The 18821-nt window shown below is 37.2% G+C and carries 18 protein-coding genes and 4 pseudogenes; 4 read left to right on the top strand and 18 right to left on the bottom strand.

Going from position 1 to position 18821, the window contains the following annotated elements; all coding sequences use genetic code 11:
• Positions 1 to 11: 11 nt before the first annotated feature.
• From fabZ to BARBAKC583_RS02795, 10 genes and pseudogenes are all read right to left on the bottom strand, one after another.
• A complete protein-coding gene (fabZ, locus tag BARBAKC583_RS02840) occupies positions 12 to 476 on the bottom strand; it encodes a 3-hydroxyacyl-ACP dehydratase FabZ (RefSeq protein ID WP_005766761.1) in 465 nt (154 codons plus the stop codon).
• A gap of 1 nt (position 477) precedes the next feature.
• The gene (lpxD, locus tag BARBAKC583_RS02835) at positions 478 to 1524 is read right to left on the bottom strand and encodes a UDP-3-O-(3-hydroxymyristoyl)glucosamine N-acyltransferase (protein ID WP_005766759.1); all 1047 of its coding nucleotides are present in this window, start codon (positions 1522 to 1524) and stop codon (positions 478 to 480) included.
• Positions 1525 to 1593: 69 nt separating this feature from the next.
• Positions 1594 to 3990 (bottom strand): outer membrane protein assembly factor BamA, encoded by a 2397-nt coding sequence (gene bamA, locus BARBAKC583_RS02830; protein ID WP_005766757.1) that lies wholly within the window; start codon positions 3988 to 3990, stop codon positions 1594 to 1596.
• 182 nt (positions 3991 to 4172) lie between these two features.
• Positions 4173 to 5236: pseudogene (gene rseP, locus BARBAKC583_RS02825) on the bottom strand (RIP metalloprotease RseP).
• 86 nt (positions 5237 to 5322) lie between these two features.
• Positions 5323 to 6141 carry a phosphatidate cytidylyltransferase gene (locus tag BARBAKC583_RS02820; RefSeq protein ID WP_005766755.1) on the bottom strand — a complete coding sequence of 273 codons (819 nt, stop codon included), beginning with the start codon at positions 6139 to 6141 and terminating at the stop codon, positions 5323 to 5325.
• A 748-nt stretch (positions 6142 to 6889) separates the two neighbouring features.
• Positions 6890 to 7450 carry a ribosome recycling factor gene (frr, locus tag BARBAKC583_RS02815; protein ID WP_005766753.1) on the bottom strand — a complete coding sequence of 187 codons (561 nt, stop codon included), beginning with the start codon at positions 7448 to 7450 and terminating at the stop codon, positions 6890 to 6892.
• A 36-nt stretch (positions 7451 to 7486) separates the two neighbouring features.
• The gene (gene pyrH, locus BARBAKC583_RS02810; RefSeq protein ID WP_005766751.1) at positions 7487 to 8206 is read right to left on the bottom strand and encodes a UMP kinase; all 720 of its coding nucleotides are present in this window, start codon (positions 8204 to 8206) and stop codon (positions 7487 to 7489) included.
• Positions 8207 to 8345: 139 nt separating this feature from the next.
• Positions 8346 to 9269 (bottom strand): translation elongation factor Ts, encoded by a 924-nt coding sequence (tsf, locus tag BARBAKC583_RS02805; protein ID WP_005766749.1) that lies wholly within the window; start codon positions 9267 to 9269, stop codon positions 8346 to 8348.
• A 119-nt stretch (positions 9270 to 9388) separates the two neighbouring features.
• Positions 9389 to 10204, bottom strand: coding sequence for a 30S ribosomal protein S2 (gene rpsB, locus BARBAKC583_RS02800; protein WP_005766748.1), 816 nt, complete (start codon positions 10202 to 10204; stop codon positions 9389 to 9391).
• Between the two features lie 158 nt (positions 10205 to 10362).
• Positions 10363 to 11178: an EipB family protein gene (locus BARBAKC583_RS02795; protein ID WP_005766745.1), complete on the bottom strand. Its 816-nt coding sequence runs from the start codon at positions 11176 to 11178 to the stop codon at positions 10363 to 10365.
• A gap of 136 nt (positions 11179 to 11314) precedes the next feature.
• Between BARBAKC583_RS02795 and BARBAKC583_RS02790 the strand changes: the two genes are divergently transcribed.
• Both BARBAKC583_RS02790 and BARBAKC583_RS02785 read left to right on the top strand, forming a co-directional pair.
• The gene (locus BARBAKC583_RS02790) at positions 11315 to 11779 is read left to right on the top strand and encodes a RidA family protein (RefSeq protein ID WP_005766743.1); all 465 of its coding nucleotides are present in this window, start codon (positions 11315 to 11317) and stop codon (positions 11777 to 11779) included.
• Positions 11780 to 11864: 85 nt separating this feature from the next.
• Positions 11865 to 12287: an HIT family protein gene (locus BARBAKC583_RS02785; protein ID WP_005766741.1), complete on the top strand. Its 423-nt coding sequence runs from the start codon at positions 11865 to 11867 to the stop codon at positions 12285 to 12287.
• Here the strand turns inward: BARBAKC583_RS02785 and clpA are convergent.
• Both clpA and clpS read right to left on the bottom strand, forming a co-directional pair.
• Positions 12284 to 14650 carry an ATP-dependent Clp protease ATP-binding subunit ClpA gene (gene clpA, locus BARBAKC583_RS02780; protein ID WP_005766739.1) on the bottom strand — a complete coding sequence of 789 codons (2367 nt, stop codon included), beginning with the start codon at positions 14648 to 14650 and terminating at the stop codon, positions 12284 to 12286. The genes BARBAKC583_RS02785 and clpA overlap by 4 nt on opposite strands.
• A 6-nt stretch (positions 14651 to 14656) precedes the next feature.
• Positions 14657 to 14941, bottom strand: a pseudogene (clpS, locus tag BARBAKC583_RS02775) (ATP-dependent Clp protease adapter ClpS); the annotation flags it as partial.
• A gap of 320 nt (positions 14942 to 15261) precedes the next feature.
• On the opposite strand from clpS, the gene BARBAKC583_RS02770 reads away from it, so the two are divergent.
• Together BARBAKC583_RS02770 and BARBAKC583_RS07070 are read left to right on the top strand one after the other, a co-directional pair.
• Positions 15262 to 16608, top strand: coding sequence for a D-alanyl-D-alanine carboxypeptidase (locus tag BARBAKC583_RS02770; RefSeq protein ID WP_005766734.1), 1347 nt, complete (start codon positions 15262 to 15264; stop codon positions 16606 to 16608).
• A 32-nt stretch (positions 16609 to 16640) separates the two neighbouring features.
• A complete protein-coding gene (locus BARBAKC583_RS07070) occupies positions 16641 to 16919 on the top strand; it encodes a hypothetical protein (RefSeq protein WP_225866733.1) in 279 nt (92 codons plus the stop codon).
• Between the two features lie 439 nt (positions 16920 to 17358).
• On the opposite strand, the pseudogene BARBAKC583_RS07065 reads toward BARBAKC583_RS07070, so the two are convergent.
• From BARBAKC583_RS07065 to BARBAKC583_RS07180, 6 genes and pseudogenes are all read right to left on the bottom strand, one after another.
• Positions 17359 to 17729, bottom strand: a pseudogene (locus tag BARBAKC583_RS07065) (L-serine ammonia-lyase, iron-sulfur-dependent, subunit alpha).
• 13 nt (positions 17730 to 17742) lie between these two features.
• Entirely contained in the window at positions 17743 to 17922 is a 180-nt protein-coding gene (locus BARBAKC583_RS07150) for an L-serine ammonia-lyase, iron-sulfur-dependent, subunit alpha (RefSeq protein ID WP_250645096.1), read from the bottom strand.
• On the bottom strand, positions 17880 to 18083 hold the full coding sequence (locus tag BARBAKC583_RS07060; RefSeq protein ID WP_236822976.1) for a hypothetical protein: 204 nt from the start codon (positions 18081 to 18083) through the stop codon (positions 17880 to 17882). The genes BARBAKC583_RS07150 and BARBAKC583_RS07060 overlap by 43 nt, the downstream gene beginning before the upstream one ends.
• On the bottom strand, positions 18080 to 18271 hold the full coding sequence (locus tag BARBAKC583_RS07055) for a hypothetical protein (RefSeq protein WP_236822973.1): 192 nt from the start codon (positions 18269 to 18271) through the stop codon (positions 18080 to 18082). The genes BARBAKC583_RS07060 and BARBAKC583_RS07055 overlap by 4 nt, the downstream gene beginning before the upstream one ends.
• A gap of 11 nt (positions 18272 to 18282) precedes the next feature.
• Positions 18283 to 18465 carry a hypothetical protein gene (locus BARBAKC583_RS07185; protein WP_335617968.1) on the bottom strand — a complete coding sequence of 61 codons (183 nt, stop codon included), beginning with the start codon at positions 18463 to 18465 and terminating at the stop codon, positions 18283 to 18285.
• Positions 18422 to 18688: pseudogene (locus tag BARBAKC583_RS07180) on the bottom strand (serine dehydratase beta chain). Before BARBAKC583_RS07180 ends, BARBAKC583_RS07185 begins: the two are co-directional and overlap by 44 nt.
• Positions 18689 to 18821 lie beyond the last annotated feature (133 nt).

Genomic DNA, 18821 nt, shown 5'->3' with positions numbered 1-18821 from the left:
TTTATTATTTGCTATGATTTGACAACCATCGCAGAAATTTCTGCTTCAGAAACGCGGGTGCCCTCTACTTCTGCAATACACAAGAAACGTCTAACCTCAGACCGTTTCTTTAATAATTGAACATGGATCCTCATCTGATCACCAGGAACAACAGGTTTACGAAATTTTGCATTATCAATAGTCATAAGATAGACTAAATCCTCTTTTCCTCTACCTAATGCTAAAAGTGAAATAGCTCCTGCTGTTTGCGCCATTGCCTCTAAAATTAAAACGCCAGGCATAACTGGATTTTCAGGGAAATGTCCTACAAAATGTGGTTCATTAACCGTTACATTTTTAATACCGATAGCCTTCCGATCACCATCAATTTCAATAATACGATCAATTAATAAAAATGGATAACGATGCGGTAACACAGATAGTAATTTAACAATATCTATAGCCTCTAGATTTTTAATTTCTCCTGTATTAACCATATTAGCGTTTCTCCCTTTTAACCTGGCCGATATTGCGCAATGCCACCATTTCACGAAACCATTTTTTAAATGGCTGAGCTGGACTTCCACCCCATTTTTCGCCGTCGGGAATATCACTCATAACACCACTACCAGCAGCAATCTGAACTCCTTCACCTATTGTAACATGGTCTACAACCCCAACGCTCCCACCAAGTCGAGACATATCACCTATAGATGTACTTCCAGCAATGCCACATTGAGCAGCAATAAGGCAATAACGACCTATCTTCACATTATGAGCGATCTGTACTAAATTATCGATTTTGCTACCCTCACCAATAATTGTATCTTCAAATGTTCCACGATCAACTGTTGTATTTGCGCCAATTTCCACACCATCCTGGATGATAACACGACCAAGTTGTGGAATTTTTTCAATGCCAAAAGCACCACTAACATAGCCAAAACCATCCTGTCCAATACAAACACCAGGATGAAGTCGAACTTTATCACCTATCAAAGAATACTGGATCGTTACCCTGGGAGCAATATAACATTCACGCCCAATACGACAATTTTCACCAATAACAGCAGTTGATGAAACAAGAGTTCCTGCACCAATTTCAACATTTTTACCAATAATCGCCCCTGCTTCAATACAGACATCATGCTCAATTTTGGCACTTGGGTGGATATGCGCATGTGGTGAAATTTCCTTTTGGCCAAACCAAGGCATTGGCTTAACGGAATCAGGAAATAAAATGCGCCCAATTTGAGCAAAGTCGCGTTGTGGCGTTTGTGTTACTAAAGCTGCGATCGATTCAGGAATTTTAACAACGACATCACTCCTACAGAAAACTGCGGCTGCAAAACTGCCTAATAAAGAATCTGAAAATTTCTGATTTTCTAAAAACACAAGAGAACCCTCTCGAGCGTTTTCAACAGAAGAAAGAGTTTTTATAACTATATTGGAAAATTTTGGATCACGAAGCTTTGCACCCGTCAGCTCAACAATATCAGCAACCGTCAATCGCCGAGACGGCATAAAAAAAAATGTATCTGCCATCAAAACAATTTCTCTCCTAGCCTAATTCATTTCCTTTAGAAGCCTCCTCCTCCCCAGAGAAAATCTAAATTAAAACTTAGTAGAAATACCAAAATTCAAATTCTGCACTTGGTCACCGTTTTGCTTAGTTATTGGCCAAGCATAATCAACACGAAGTGGACCAAACGGTGACTCCCACATTAAACTAACACCTGCAGATGTACGCCATGCACTGCCACGATCTGTAACTGGCTTTTCATTTTGTAAAACAGGTTTATAATTATTACCATAAAGTGTTGCAGCATCTGCAAATACAGCACCACGAAAACCTAAACTATCAGGAATAAGAGGAATAGGAAACTGTGCTTCAGCAGTTGCATTCATATATGTTGTACCCCCTAAGAAAGACACCTCACCCGTATTAGAAATCTGACGCGGGCCTATTCCATTATATCTAAATCCTCGAATTATATCAGTATTGCTTTTAAACATATCAAAGATACGAACACCATCTTTGCCTATTTCATGCATATAGCCAGCACCAATAGAAAGCAAACCAACGAGATCCATTTCATCAGACAATGTTTTATACATTATCGCTTTACCTGTCGTTTTTAAGAATTTTGCGTTTCCACCAAGTCCTGCATATTCTTGCAAAGCATGAATATACAAACCGTCATGCGGATTTCTCATATTATCAACAGAGTTATAAGTCAGACCAAAAATGACTGACGAGCGCCTCCAAGGACTATTCTTTGCAGCCTGAACAATCGCACCAGAATATTTATCATATAGCTCTTCTATAACTGCATCATCGGTTAAATCATAATTGCTACCAAAATTATATTCTTCCTGCACATAAGAATAAGCTAAACTTGCAGAAATTTCCTCATTAATTGATACCCCAAATCGAAGAGAACCACCTGTTTGCTGCGAATCATATGCTTTATCAACACGAGAGGTACTACGGAAAATATCAACACCTGAAGACAAACGATAACCTAAGAAATAAGGCTCAACAAATGAGAAATTGTAATTACGAGAATTTCCCTGACCAGCACCTAAACCTAAACGGGCATACTGACCATAGCCTCCAAGATTGCGTTCAGTCACAGATGCTTCAAGCGACATACCTGGACTATTACCACCTGTGGTATAACCACCAGAGAAAGAAAAATCTCCTGTTGGCGTTTCTACTACATCTATAACTAAGGTAACCTGATCAGACTCACTAGTCGGTACCATCGAAATATTAACTGCTTTGAAAAAACCCAAACTTTCTAATCGACGTTGTGCTCGTCGCACTAATGTTTGATTATATGCATCACCCTCGTTCAAATCAATTTCACGACGGATAACATTATCACGAGTTTTTTCATTACCACGTATATCAATCCTTTGAATATAAACCCGTGGCCCTTGCTCGATATTATAAAGAATAGAAATTGTGTGATTTTGAAAATCACGATTTCCCCGGGGATCAACTTTGGCGAAAGCATATCCAGAATCAGCAACTTTATCATTGATAATCGCAACAGACCGCTCAATACGCTCTGCACTATAAACATCACCCGGACGGGTTTTAAGCATATTTGTCATGGATTTAGTATCAATTCCATCAATATCGCTTTCAACGCCTACATTACCAATTTTATAGCGCGCTCCTTCATCAAGAACGAAGTAAATCTCATAGCTATTACTAATTTCATCAAACAATGCTTTAGATGAAACAACACGGAAATCGGCATAACCACGATTATAATAAAAAAGACGCAGCGCTTGCTCATCTGCAGCCAAACGTTCTTCAGTATAAACATCACCCCTCATCAATAAAGAGAAGATCCCCGAAGATTTTGTTGAAATAACATCATGTAAACGACGATTTCCAAACGCCTTATTCCCTTCAAATACGATATTCTTAATCTTTGTTCTCTGACCTTCAACAATCGTGAAAATAACATTCACACGCCCTTTTCCTAAATTAATAGTTTGGGCTGAAACAGAAATATTACTACGACCAACAGTGCGATAAGCATCTTTAATCGTCTTTATATCAGCTGATAGCTTAGCAGCACTAAAAGTCGTATTCGGTTTCAAAGTAATGAACCGTTTAAGATCAGGTTCTTTGAGTGCTCTGTTTCCCTGAAACAATACTTGATTGATGATCTCATATTCTTTAACTGTCACAATCAGTTTATTATCTACCTGATTTATTTTAACATCATAAAATAAACCTAATCCAAAAAGCTGCTTCACGGCAGCGTTAATATCACTACTTTCAAAAGTCTTCCCAGCTTTGATACTTATATTATCCTGAATCGTCTTAGCATCTACAAGACTATTACCATGAATTTCAATAGACTGAACAACAGATGCCTGCGCATTTCCAATAATCGAAACTGGTATAGCAGCGATTATTGGAACAGCTGTAACCTTAGCTAATACCAACATAGATGCTGCGTTAAAAAATTTTGAATTCGTGGCCATTGGCTTCTTCACCTTATATTTTATTCCCTGAACATACATTACAAAAAGCTCTTCTGGTATCTTATCTACTTAATTTCTAATATAGTTATGATACGTAACACTTTGCGAATACAGCAAACAGCTCTTACCCCCTACTTCCTTAATTTTTAACACTAACTAATTTGCAAAATATTTTCTATAACTTAATAGCTAAACCAACAAAAATAATCGTTAAAGAGCGCAAAAATCATAAATGCGCAAACAATAAACAGACCTATATGGAAAATAATTTCCTGAATTTTGCTGGTACTGGCTTTCCAACGATAACTTCAATAATATAAGGTAATAAGTGTTCGCCATCAAGCAGTGGAATCAGAAAAAGGTTAATGAGACCAATACTAACCGAAATAAAAGCTGCAAAATTCAGAAAAGAAACAAAACCTTCTTCACTAATTTGCCAAACAATTTTAATAGTCTTTGAAGGACCACTTAATTGACAAAGATCGCCTTGTCCTTTTATTAAACCGCTAATAAAAAACGTTTCCGTGACAATCAGTGTCGTACGCTCTAATGCTTCTTCCATTGTTTCTAAGAAATTATAGTGAATATATTTCTTATAAGTTTGATCTAAATGCGTGGAATTACCTGGATAAACAGGTGCGCCTACACCAATCATGCCAACCCGAACTTGATTGCCAAACCCATCATCCCTTTCTGTTACTATCGGTGTAATCACCGTACTAAACACTCTTCCCATGCGCTCCATTTTAAATTTTATGTGATCTCCACTATGAAAAGTTACATACGCCACTAAATCTTCAAAACTTTCAACTCTTTTACCATTCATTTCAACAAAACGATCGCCTAATATTAAACCTGCTCGAACAGCGGGAGAATCTTTTTCCAAAGAACCAATTACAGGCTCAATGGCTAAACGCCCATCAGAAAAGAAAAAAACGTTAAAATAACAATACTAAAAAAGGACCAGCAAAAACGGTAGCTGCTCTTTTCCAAGCACGAGCACCAGAAAATAAACCCTGCATCACAACGACGATGATTCTGATGACAGCATACTGGTCCCATCTTTATCACCGATAAATTTTACATATCCTCCCAAAAAAATTAATCCTACACATCACCGTGTGCCATGTTTGTCTACATAATTCAGTATAGATGGTCCGAATCCAAATGAGAAAACCGATGTTTTAATACCGCACCATCGTCCAACAAGATAACGCCCCATCTCGTGAACAAAGATAATAACCATAATGATAAAGACAATACCAAAGCCTCTCCAAAATGCCTCAACTCCATTAAGGATATGATTAAAAAAATTCCAAAATATTGCCCCCACTAAATCATATAAAAAAAATTAAAAGGTGTATTCAGATTAGACATAAAGGAACTGATTAAATAAAGTACAAAAGCAGCGCCAACTAACCCATCCATACGATCCATGAACCCACCATGTCCAGGTAACAAATAACCAGAATCTTTAACAGAAAATCGCCTCTTTAACCATGATTGGCCTAAATCACTGATTTGCGAAATAATTGATATAATTAAAGCAAGTAATGGTACGACAATAGTTATTTGGCCCATGTTAAAAACAAAAAAAGCAACAAATACACCACTAGAAACTCCAACTAGGGTGCCACCTATAGCTCCGGACCATGTTTTATTAGGAGAAAATTTTGGTGCTAATTTAGGGCCACCAAACGCGCGACCAATAAAATACGCGGCAATATCTGTTCCCCATACTATTACAAATAAAAAAATAACCATCCGAAGCCCTAATATCTCATAACCTCTCAGAAAAGACAGAGATACAACAGGAAAAGATGCGTAAAGAAAACCACACAAAACCCAACCAATATTTTTGAAGAGTCCAACACTACCCAAAAATACTGCTAACGCTATCAAAATACCAAAAATTAATGGAGAAGATGTTCCTAATAATAAGAATATACAAAAAATAAAATAGAAAACACCTGCTAATATTCTTTGTAAAAGGCTCCATTTATCTTTAGTGATTGTAATCCATTCATATAGGATAAAACCTCCAATTCCCCATATAAATAAGAAAAATAAAGCTCCTCCAAACCATGTTAAGCATAAAGTAATAGTGCCAAAAACAAGAGCTGTAAGAATGCGCAAAAAAAGGTTAGACAAGATTATCTCCAAACATAACCAAAAAAGCAAAAACTAATTGCAAGCACAAAATCTGGTATACACTGTTTTTACAGTTATACCTCTGTAACTTTATTTAGACTTGTCATAACAATCCAATAATTAATTATTGTTACTCCAAAGATTTACTTAATCAAAATGTAACTCAAAACAGTATGAAATATAATAATCAGACTATGCAGCTTACTATAAAAGTAAGCCCAAAATGCTATTTACCATTTATATTAACAATGCAATCAAGATTTAGCATTTTTATATCTAAATATCTTTTGTTACCTAAACCTACCCGCAATTATTCAGAAGATAAAAAATCATTACACGAAGCAAAAGCTACTCAACTGGTAATTATACCCTCTATAATTAAATAAAATGATAAGTTAAAGTGCCATTACAATGTATCATATCCCTACATCCACTAACGCTGCTGAAATAGCTTCGGAATACCTGATTGAGCCAATAGAATAAATATGAATTTTCTTACTGTATAGCTTTAACAAGAAACTTTAAAAATCTTTTTAGTTAACTAAATTTCACTAAATATTTTTTTTAAAGGAAAAAGTAAAGGTTACTGATCAATCCAAATTAGTCTTTCCCGTATGATACACAGTATAATGCAAAACACTTAATATACCTTATATTAATAAAGAAACCATACACCAAATGGCACGGTCCTAATTCATAATCAGATGAGACAACACAGATACAACATCTTTTTTAAGGATAAAAAATCTTAAACCTGCATAATTTCAGTTTCTTTCATAATCAGAATTTTATCAATGTCAGCAATGGCGTCATCTGTGAGTTTTTGAACTTTTTCAGATAAACTACGAGCCTCATCTTGGCTAATTTCGCCTTCTTTTTCTAATTTTTTTAAATTATCCATACCATCACGACGAACATGGCGGATGGCAACACGAGCCTGTTCTGCATATTGATGCGCGATTTTTACCAATTCTTTACGGCGTTCTTCATTCAATTCAGGCAAAGGAATACGTAAATTCATACCATCAACAATGGGATTCAAACCAAAACCACAATCACGAATAGCGCGCTCCACCGCTCCTACCATCGTTTTATCCCATACAGAAACTGAAAGCATCCGTGGCTCTAGAACAGAAATATTTGCAACCTGTTTTATAGGAACAACAGAACCATAAGCCTCAACAGTCAATGGCTCTAACAAGCTCGCCGATGCTCGCCCAGTCCGCAAACCACTTAACTCGTGTTTAAAAGCTGAAATAGCACCATCCATCCGACGTTTCAGATCATCCATAATTGATGTAACACTCATAGTACTGCCTCCTTTAATTATGTTCTGAAATTATTTTCATTCCGATACTACTGTAAACCGCCCTGTCCCATTTAACACCTTAGTCAGACCACCTTTTTCATGAATAGAATATACAATAATCGGTATGTTATTTTCACGTGCTAAAGTTACTGCTGTCGTATCCATAATAGACAATCCTAATCGTAAAATTTCAACATGCGTTAGCTGATCAAAACGTTTAGCGGTAGAATTTATCTTTGGATCAGCAGAATAAATACCGTCTACTTGTGTTCCTTTCAATAAAACATCTGCACCAATTTCTGCTGCTCGTAAAGTAGCAGCAGAATCAGTAGTAAAAAATGGATTACCTGTACCACCTGCAAAAATAACAACTTTTCCTTGATTCATATAGCTCATTGCCTTACGCTGAGAAAAACTTTCGCATATTTGTGGCATGGTAATTGCAGAGAGTACAACCGTTTCAACACCTAGCTTCGTCAATGATGTTCGCAACGCCAGAGAATTGATAGCTGTTGCAAGCATTCCCATATGATCACCAGTTACACGGTCACCACCATGCGAAGCAACAGCAACCCCACGAAAAATATTACCACCACCTATTACAATAGCGACTTCCACACCCATTTTTCGCACTTCAGCAATATCAGAAGCAATACGGTCCGCAACTGAAACATCAATTCCAAAACTTTGTTCTCCCATAAGTGCTTCACCAGATACTTTTAACAAAACACGTTTATATCGAAGAGCTAATGTCATATATAATCTCCAAAAGAGCACATTACTTTTTGTTTTCGATACACTAAGGGCACCACATTGTCACGTGATGCCCTTCAGATAATTATATTTTTTATTTAGAATGCAGTTTTAAATTTCTGCTAAATGATCGAAAAAACTATTAACCCTTTGCGGCAGCTGCAACTTCTGCAGCAAAATCAACCTCTTCCTTTTCTACGCCTTCACCCAACGCAAAGCGAACAAAACCTGTAATTTTTGCTGGAGCTCCAATCATTTTTTCTGCATCCTTCAAAGAAGCTTCAACAGTGACATCAGGATTCATAACAAAAGCCTGAGAAAGCAGAACAACCTCTTCGTAGAATTTACGTATGCGCCCTTCTACCATCTTCTCAATAATATTTTCAGGCTTTCCTGACTGACGCGCCTGATCTGAAAAAATTGCTTTTTCACGCTCGACAATACTGGCATCAACATCTGCTACTGTTAAAGCTAATGGATTAGTTGCAGCAATATGCATCGCAACTTTGCGAGCAAAATCAACCGCAACTTCCTTATCTCCTGTCGTTTCAATACCAACTAAAACTCCAAGCTTTCCAAGACCATCAGCAACACTATTATGAATATAAGTAGCAACAGCACCATTTTGAACAGATAACTTAGCTGAGCGACGAAATGCCATATTCTCGCCAATTGTACCAATTGCATCCTTAATTGCTTCTTCTACTGTTTTCTCAGAACCTGGATAAATAGATGCAGAAACAGATTCAACGCTACCTTCTGTATCTAAAGCAGCGGTTGCCACATTTCGTACAATTGTTTGAAATGCATCGTTGCGCGCAACAAAATCTGTTTCAGAATTAACTTCAACCACAACAGCACTTAAACCTTTAGATGCAATACCGATTAATCCCTCAGCTGCTGTACGTCCAGCCTTTTTATCTGCCTTGGCCATGCCTTTTTTGCGAAGCCAGTCAACCGCAGTCTCTATATCACCATTGGTTTCCATTAGAGCTGCTTTGCAATCCATCATACCAGCGCCCGATAATTCTCGAAGTTCTTTTACTTGTGCAGCAGTAATGCTCATATTTTCCTCTTTAATCCTATAACAGAGAAAACGTGCATAGAAAAACTCTTATGCACATTCACATTTTTTCTTTAGAAAATTATGCCTCAAAAGGCACTTTTAAATTATTTATAAATTACTTAGTTAGAAACTGGAGTCGTATCTTCTGAAATAAGATCCGCAGCAGATGTATCAACTGCAACATCTTCCAAAACGGGTTCTATAGGAGCATAAGCCTGAGCGCCTAAATCAACTCCCATTGCACCTTGCTGACGCGCAATACCATCAAGAGCTGCACGTGCAAAAAGATCACAATAAAGAGAAATCGCGCGCGAAGCATCGTCATTACCCGGGATCGGATAATCAATACCATCAGGATCACAATTAGTATCAATAATAGCTACGACTGGAATACCTAGGCGTTTTGCTTCTTGGATAGCAATATTCTCTTTATTTGTATCAATAACAAACATAAGATCTGGAATAGATCCCATATCTTTAATACCACCAAGTGCACGATTCAATTTTTCGCGATCACGCTCAAGATTTAAGCGCTCTTTTTTGGTAAAACCCCGTGCTTCAGCAGCAAGAATTTTATCAAGTTTACGTAAACGGTGTATCGAATTAGAAATTGTTTTCCAATTCGTTAGCATACCACCCAACCAACGTGCATTAACGTGATATTGTGCTGAACGGCTAGCTGCGTCAGCAATAATATCAGATGCCTGTCGCTTAGTACCAACAAATAGAACACGGCCACCACGCACAACTGTATCTGAAACAAGTTTAAGCGCTTGATACAAAAGTGGAACAGTTTGAGAAAGATCAATAATATGAACGTTGTTGCGCTGGCCATAAATATAACGCGCCATCTTCGGATTCCAGCGCTGTGTCTGATGGCCAAAATGTACACCTGCCTCTAAAAGCTGGCGCATAGTAAAATCTGGTAATGCCACTATCTTATCCTTTCCGGTTTAACCTCCGCGAAAAAAGTAAGAAACCCTACTACCGGCGGATATTACCTAATATTGCAGTAAGTACCCAAATTTCGCGTGCGAGATTAAAGTACTGTACTAATATTTGATTTTTTTTCAAGTCATTTTCTACGTATCACTCAATGTTTGCAACTCTCCGAATCTTTTTCATCATCGAGCAACTCAAAACTTACCAAATCTGCATGCATTGAAAATTCTCCATAATTTATAGATAAATCGCGCATGATACCAGTTTCACTTAAAAGAAAGCTCATATGATAGGTAGGTAAACCACCTTTATTTTTTTCATCATCATAATACGAAATCTGCACAGGCCAATGGTCTTCTTGATCTAATTTTTCCATCTTAGAATCAGATGGCAGCACCTGCTTTTCTCCAATAATCACGCTTCTTTCTATGATTTTATTTGCATTACCTGTTCCATCAAATACAGTTGCTTGATATAGGTGGTGGTTTGCTTTTGCTTGCCGAATAATGTTTTTGAGATACATGGTTGGAAAATCAGCTAATGGAAGCTTATAAACATCTTCTTTTGGTTTTTTCAGTTTAACCACGATTCCGTCATCAGTACGCTCAGCTACCCCTTGAATATTATGTTTAACCTCTTGTCCTACGTTATCATTAACCTCAAAATGAAACTTACGACCATCACTTGTTTCATAGCTAACTATTTGCTGATCTGTTATACGTTCTTGCACATTTTCAGTATGTGTACGACTTATGAATCGAGAACTTACCTTATAACCCTTACATTCTGAACCTATTAATTCATGAACTAACCTCCCAGACATCCCCAATGCTTTCATTTCACTGGGAGTATCACCAAGTTTGAAATCATAAATAACTCGGTGAGGTGTCAAAGCAACAGCCTCTTCAGCTCTCGCAGAAAATAAAAAAGCAACATGTAAACCTAGAATAAATAACAATCTAACCATTTTAAACTCCAGCTGTTTTATCGTGTGTAATCGTATAAAAAGATAAAAATGCATATCCTGGAATAACGACACATTTCCTTAAATCAGAAAATAGATTATGAAAAAGTGCATCATAGAATAACTATGGAGTTAAAATATGACGAACTCATCAATTGAGAGCCGTCTAAAAAAATTCGGCATCATCATTCCTGAAGCAATGTCATCCATTGCAAATTACACAACAGTATCACAGAGTGGTAAACAGCTTTTTGTCTCTGGCCAGCTACCACTTATCAACGGGAAGCCTATAGCGATTGGAAAAGTTGGCGCAACTGTTAGTGTTGAACAAGCAAAAAAATCAGCTGAAGTATGCGCTCTTAATATCCTCGCACAAATAAAATTATTCCTTGGTGACTTAAATAAAATAGAACATATAGTGAAAATTACCGTTTTTGTTGCCGTAGATCATAATTTTACTGACGTTCCTCTTGTTGCTAATGGGGCTTCTGATTTATTAATTAAAGTCCTTGGTGAAGCTGGTAAACATGCACGTTCTGCTATTGGTGTTACTTCTCTTCCTATGGGAGCTCCAGTAGAAGTAGAAGCCATTATAGAGATATAATTTTTCATAAAAACACCTACATAACGCGAATACTGAATGTTAAAAGTATCGTTTTGAAAAAGTACTGTTTAGAAGGAGCGGTTCTATGAAACAAGTTTATGACAACAACAATATCTTCGCTAAATTAATTCGCAATGAAATCCCTTCTGTTCGTGTCTATGAAGATGATGACGCTATTGCATTTATGGATATCATGCCTCAAGCACCAGGCCACACGCTGGTGATTCCTAGAAAAGGCTCCAGGAATTTATTAGATGCAGACACTGAAGCATTATCCTCCGTTATTAAAGTCGTTCAAAAAGTCGCCAACGCTGTCAAAAAAGCCTTTCAAGCAGATGGCGTAACGATTATGCAATATAATGAAGCGGCTAGTCAACAAACCGTCTATCATCTCCATTTCCATGTTATACCACGTATGGAAGGAGTAGAGCTCAAATCCCATAATAACGTTATAACTCCTACGGAAATACTCGAAGAGCAAGCACAAAAAATCCGAACAGCTTTTTAGGATATTTTATATTGCAGAGCTTTTTTGCTTATACGTTGTTTTATAGCCCCTAATGAAGTTTTAATGGCTTTGCGACTTTTTTTTGAGCATATAGAAGGTAAAATTTCTAGCTGCAGTGTCTCTCTCCCTTCATTTATCTTGTTTGTGAATATACGAACCATGCCACCATTGCGCAATTTTCCGAATAAAATTTCATCAGCTAATGGCTTCTTAATATGCTCTTGTATGACACGACTCAATGGACGTGCGCCCATTTGAGCGTTGTACCCTTTATTAGCAAGCCACATCATCGCAGAAGTACTGAGTTCAAAGGTAACCCCTCGATCAACCAATTGCGCCTCAAGTTGAAAAATAAACTTCTGCACAATTTGATTAATGACTAACTGAGATAGAGGTGTAAACGGAATAACTGCGTCCAACCGATTACGAAATTCTGGCGTAAATAATCGATTAATAGCCTCTATATCATCACCATCGCGATGCACCGAACCAAACCCAATCGCTGATTTTTCCATATCCGCAGCGCCAGCATTGGTTGTCATAATCAAAATGATATTGCGAAAATCAATTTTTTTTCCGTTATTGTCTGTTAATTTTCCGTAATCCATCACTTGCAATAAAATACTAAATAACTCTGGATGAGCTTTTTCAATTTCATCTAACAACACAACGGCATGAGGCTTTTGATCAACCGCATCTGTAAGAAGACCACCTTGATCAAATCCTACATAACCTGGAGGAGCTCCTATCAAACGTGCAACCGTATGCCTCTCCATATATTCTGACATATCAAAACGTAAAAGTTCAATACCTAAAGAAGATGCGAGTTGCTTTGCAACTTCAGTTTTTCCAACACCTGTTGGACCTGAAAATAAGTAATTCCCTATTGGCTTTTCTGGTTCACGCAATCCTGCTCGTGCTAATTTAATTGATGATACTAATGCTGTAATTGCTTGATCCTGTCCATAAATGACATGTTTCAGCTCTTTTTCAAGATTACTAAGCAATTTCCTCTCATCTCTAGAAACTGTTTTTGATGGAACTCTTGCTATAGCCGCAATGATAGATTCAATTTCTTTGACGCCTATACTCTTTTTTCTCTGCTTCTTCGGTAAAAGCATCTGTGCCGCACCACTTTCATCGACAACATCAATCGCTTTATCTGGTAACCGACGATCCGCTATATAACGTGAGGATAATTCTACGGATGCCCTCATCGCCTCATCAGTATATTTAATTTGATGAAAATCCTCAAAATAAGGTTTCAATCCTTGCAAAATCTTAATTGCATCAGCAACAGATGGCTCATTAACATCAATTTTCTGAAAACGACGTTCCAAAGCTCGATCTTGTTCAAAAATTTTACGATATTCCCTATAAGTCGTTGATCCAATACACCGAATATTACCTGAAGATAACCCAGGTTTTAAAAGATTTGCTGCATCCATATTGCCCCCTGATGTAGCCCCTGCTCCAATCAATGTATGAATTTCATCAATAAATAAAACAGCGTCTGGATATTGTTCAAGCTCTCGAACAACTTGCTTCAACCGCTCTTCAAAATCACCACGATAGCGTGTTCCAGAAAGCAACCCTCCTATATCAAGAGAAAATATTGTTGCATTTGACAAAACTTCAGGAACTTGTCCATCAACAATACGTTTAGCCAGCCCTTCAACGATAGCCGTTTTTCCAACACCAGGGTCACCAACCAAAAGCGGATTATTTTTTGATCTCCGACACAAAATTTGAATCATTCGTGAAACTTCTGTGTCACGGCCAATTAATGAGTCAATGTTCCCACTGCGTGCTTTGCAATTCAAATTTACGCAATAAGTAGAAAGTACGCTTGGTACTTTTTCGTTATTTTCTAAATCCTGTTGGTCTAGATGTTCTTCAAGATCTTCAAGCAGAAGAGACAACCCATCATCACGAACAATACCATGTGAAATAAAACGTACAGCATCATAACGTGTCATGCCTATCTCTTGAAGAAAATACGCTGCATGACTTTCACGTTCAGAAAAAATTGCAACAAGAACATTTGCTCCTGAAACTTCATCTTTTCCTGCTGATTGCGCATGAATCACTGCACGTTGAATAACACGCTGAAAAAACACCGTTGGTTTTGTATCCTGGTCTGCTCTAATTTGTGCATCTAATTCTGACTGAATATAACTGATCAAGCGCTCCCGTAATTCTTCTACATTTACCTGACAAGCGCAAATAACTGAACTTGCATCAGCATCATCCAACAAAGCAAGTAGAAGATGTTCTAATGTAGCATATTCATGCTGCGCTTGAGTAGCAATCGTTAATGCACGATGTAAAACCTCTTCAAGACTGGGTGTAAAAGACGGCATAACCCCTCACTTTGCTTCTATTACACATTGTAATGGGTGCTCATTTTGACGTGCACACTCCATAACTTGCACAATTTTCATTTCAGCCACTTCATAGGTATAAGTACCACATTCACCTATTCCATTGTGATGAATATTTAACATAATACGTGTTGCCTCTTCGAAATTTTTTTTAAAAAAATTCTTTAAAATAAACACAACAAAATCCATGGGGGTGTAATCATCGTCCAGCAATAAAACGCGATATAATTTAGGCTTTTGAAGTTTTTGTCTAACTTGAGGCATAATAATGAAGCCCTGCTTCCCCTTGTTCCTACTTTTGTTTTTTCATGATGCATTGGCATAGGGCATAAAATTCACAGTTAATATCATCATGATTTTCCGTAGAGTATAACCTGACTCATTAATTTTAAATCCTTTTATAACCATTATAATAGCTGATTTGTATAATAGGATGAAAAATTTTTCCTTATGGGACATATTAATTCTAATGTAGCAACTAAAGAATATTCTTATAAACAAATAAACAAATTAGTAACCCCATTCATCTAAGATGCATCCCAATAAGCTGTCATAAGAAAAATCTTAATAAAAATTTTGAGGCGAGTAACGTGTATATAAACAATAAAAAAATTGCGCAATTCTATAAAAAAACAGCAATTTTTCTTGTTATTTTTGTGGCTTCTTACTCTTGGGTAGAAGCTGCTCCTAAAGGCGTTCACGCCGATAAATATGCAGCTATCGTTATAGATGCAAATACAGGGAAAACCTTGTTTCAAGCCAATGCAACTATGAGAAGATATCCGGCTTCCCTAACAAAAATGATGACATTGTACATGCTCTTTGAAGCCATGCAAGTACGCCGCGTAGCACCAAACACGCCTATCCCTATATCAGCTTATGCATCAACACGACCACCAACAAAAATTGGCTTAAAAACGGGCCAAACAATTCCTGTAGAAGCAGCTGCTAAAGCCCTTATTACAAAATCAGCTAATGATGTCGCAGCAGCTATTGGTGAATATCTTGGAGGAAGCGAACAAAAATTCGCTCAAATGATGACAGTTAAAGCTCGCCAATTAGGCATGATAAACACTAATTTTGCAAATGCTTCAGGCCTCCCGGATACGCGTAACTACTCCACAGCTCAGGATTTAGCTATTTTATCATTAGCTTTGCGCGAACATTTTCCGCAACAATATAAACTTTTTAAAATAAAAAGTTTCGTTTTTCACGGAAAAATAATTAATAGCCATAATAAATTAGTCCAAACAATGAAAGGTGTTGATGGCATTAAAACAGGATATACACAAATGTCAGGTTCTAATTTAGCAACATCGATGCGCTTAGGAGGACGTTCCATCGTTGCCGTCGTGATGGGAGGGAAATCATCCGTCGAACGTGATATCCATATGGCTAACTTATTAAATAAATACCTACCAAAAGCGAGTCCTGTAAAAACTGACAAACGCTTGGTAGCGGCTGCTACATACCATAACTTACCGACTGGTGCAAAAGCTCCTATACCTGTTGCGAAAGCGAATTCAAGAAATTTGGAAGACGATATTTCTTCTCTTTTGACAGCGCTTGCAGCAGAGCCTAATCACTTCAATACAGCGATAACTGCTGTTAATCAAGCAATTATACCAACCCCAAATCCTCACAAAGACACATCTATTAAAAAAGTCATAACAGCTTCTTTATCAACAAACAGTGGATGGGCTATTCAAATTGGTGCTCTTCCTAGTAAAGAACAAGCAAACTCTATGCTTATAAAAGCGAAAAATGCCACTCCTGAAAATTTACGAAATGCATCCTCACATATGCAATTATTTGAAAAAAATGGAAAGCGTTATTATCGTGCACGATTTGTTGGTTTTCAATCAAAAAAAGCTGCACTTGATACTTGTTCTGCTTTAAAGAGAGAAAAATTTAATTGTTATACCGTAGCATATTAAAAATTCTAAAATCCACGTGAGGGGACAACACTATGAAATATAATACTCACTCTATATCTTTAAAAAAAGAAAAACTGTTAAAGCAATCGTCACTCCTTTCTTTACACCTTCTTCGTGATGCTGCAACTAAACTTGCGCATTTAAAATACACCCCAACTATGCTTAGTACATATTCTCTTGTTAACCTTCTGATTTGTCAAATAAATCGGAACTATCGCTCAGCTATCCCTCCCGTACGTATCCATTTACGAGTTGCAAGCCGAACAGGTAATGTACCTGTTAAACTTCGTTTAGGAGCAACAAATAGCTGATCCTCAGCATAAGAAAGCATTCTATTCATAAAATATCTGCTTATTCCCCATTATTTTAAAGAAACTTTAATACGTAAATAAATTTTCTCATCTTAAATCTGCAAGGATTACTTTATCATAGGTTCGTTCAACAGATACCGTTAACATTTCAATCTTACTATTCTTAAGGGATATCTAAGAAATATTGAATATCTCTTTGAAATTTTAGACTATCTGTTGAAAGCTTTTTTGCCATTACTGTTAATGCTTAAAAAGCCTCTTGCCTTCGTATAATTTGCCATCCCATTGAACAGCCACACTGCATAATATAGTCTATATGTTGTATCATGTTGTTGTTGGACACCTTCATTAAGCCTATGCTTCTCAAGCGTACAAATAATTCCCCTTATCTAGGAGCTAAATATACAATCTTCAGGTTAAATGTTTACTATCATATAACTCAACAAGAAATAGCGTTGAGTGCAAGACCACTCTGGCTTGTTTCTTTATAGCGCTCACTCATATCACGCCCCGTTTGACGCATCGTCTCAACACAAACATCAAGAAAAACAAAATGAGCCCCATGACCATGCAAAGCGAGCGATGAAGCCGTTACAGCCCTAACAGCTCCCATAGCGTTCGATCAACACAAGGGACCTGTACAAGACCTGCAACGGGATCACATGTCATTCCCAAATGATGCTCAAGAGCAATCTCAGCAGCATTTTCAATTTGATCTGGTGTTCTCCCTAATGCTGCAATCAATCCTGCGGCTGCCATTGAAGACGCTGCCCCAACTTCATCTTGACGACCAACTTCCGCACCAAAGATAGAAGCGTTATGTTTAATGATGCCACCAATAGCCGCTGCCGTTAGTAAAAAATATATATCCCTTCTCGATCTGAATTATCATTAAATTGCAAGTAAAGTAATAACGTAAAACAGCAGGAATAACACCAGCTGTACCATTTGTTGGCGCAGTTACAATACGACCACTCGCAGCATTTTCTTCATTAACCGCCAAGCATATACAGAAAGCCAATCATTTGTCCAAAATGGATAGTGGTGATTTTTTTTCTGATCCTCTAAAAGCTTATCGTGCAGCTTTTTAGCGCGTCTTGGAATATGTAATTCACCTGGTAACTCACCTTCTCGTGAAAGCCCTCTATCAATACAATCCGTCATAGCTGAAAAATCTTATCAAGTGCAGTATTAAAAGCAACACGATCCATTTTAGTCTCTTCATTTATACGCTTCATTGCAGCAATTGAAAGACCTGAATTTTCTGCCATCAATAACATTTGACTTGCTGAATCAAAAGGATATAGCACCTTAGATGTTTCAAGTTTTGTATTACAACTTAGATCACCCAATTCATCTTCAGCTATAACAAAATCACCACCAATAGAATAATAACCCCGCCTAAGAGAACATTGTTATCAACATCAAGCCCTTCAAAGGCAATGCCATTAGTATGCCCAGGTAAAACTGTTTTTTGTTCAAAAATAAGATCATTTTGCCAATCAAAGTGATAAGAAGGATGACCTTCTGGCTGCACTTTTTTCATATTTAACTTTTTTTATCATCAAATCTATATGAACAAGATCAACTGTTGAAGCTTCCTCTCCTAACAGCCCTGGTACAATAGCTCTATCTGTAGAATGACCGATTCCTGTGAAAGCTAGAACCATGAAGATAAACACGCATACGAGAAATTTTAACATGCAATGGCCAAGAAGACACTACAGAAGTGATTTCCTGCAAAAACATGTTTGTAGCCTTGGCCCCATTGTATGTGAGCTGGAAAAACCAACACCAACTTTAAAAAGATCAAAAACAGACAAAAAGATCAGCTCCCCCTACCTCCAAGTCAAAGATGGATCCTAAGCAATTTTATTATTTTTGTTCTACTTAAAATCAAAT

Origin of the sequence: Bartonella bacilliformis KC583 (assembly GCF_000015445.1) — a bacterium.
Taxonomy (GTDB): Bacteria; Pseudomonadota; Alphaproteobacteria; order Rhizobiales; family Rhizobiaceae; genus Bartonella; species Bartonella bacilliformis.
The sequence above is the reverse complement of the archived record's forward strand: the minus strand, read 5'-3'. Positions and strand labels throughout refer to the sequence as shown.

Excerpts from the sequence above, each read along its gene's own strand:
- pyrH (WP_005766751.1), bottom strand. The coding sequence starts at position 8,206 with ATGACATTAGCTCTTCGATATAAACGTGTTTTGTTAAAAGTATCTGGT.
- bamA (WP_005766757.1), bottom strand. The coding sequence starts at position 3,990 with ATGGCCACGAATTCAAAATTTTTTAACGCAGCATCTATGTTGGTATTA.
- lpxD (WP_005766759.1), bottom strand. The coding sequence starts at position 1,524 with ATGGCAGATACATTTTTTTTTATGCCGTCTCGGCGATTGACGGTTGCT.
- BARBAKC583_RS07185 (WP_335617968.1), bottom strand. The coding sequence starts at position 18,465 with ATGAAAAAAGTGCAGCCAGAAGGTCATCCTTCTTATCACTTTGATTGG.
- BARBAKC583_RS02785 (WP_005766741.1), top strand. The coding sequence starts at position 11,865 with ATGAAACAAGTTTATGACAACAACAATATCTTCGCTAAATTAATTCGC.
- BARBAKC583_RS07070 (WP_225866733.1), top strand. The coding sequence starts at position 16,641 with ATGAAATATAATACTCACTCTATATCTTTAAAAAAAGAAAAACTGTTA.
- tsf (WP_005766749.1), bottom strand. The coding sequence starts at position 9,269 with ATGAGCATTACTGCTGCACAAGTAAAAGAACTTCGAGAATTATCGGGC.
- BARBAKC583_RS02790 (WP_005766743.1), top strand. The coding sequence starts at position 11,315 with ATGACGAACTCATCAATTGAGAGCCGTCTAAAAAAATTCGGCATCATC.
- clpA (WP_005766739.1), bottom strand. The coding sequence starts at position 14,650 with ATGCCGTCTTTTACACCCAGTCTTGAAGAGGTTTTACATCGTGCATTA.
- fabZ (WP_005766761.1), bottom strand. The coding sequence starts at position 476 with ATGGTTAATACAGGAGAAATTAAAAATCTAGAGGCTATAGATATTGTT.
- BARBAKC583_RS07060 (WP_236822976.1), bottom strand. The coding sequence starts at position 18,083 with ATGACGGATTGTATTGATAGAGGGCTTTCACGAGAAGGTGAGTTACCA.
- frr (WP_005766753.1), bottom strand. The coding sequence starts at position 7,450 with ATGAGTGTTACATCAATTATGGATGATCTGAAACGTCGGATGGATGGT.
- BARBAKC583_RS02795 (WP_005766745.1), bottom strand. The coding sequence starts at position 11,178 with ATGGTTAGATTGTTATTTATTCTAGGTTTACATGTTGCTTTTTTATTT.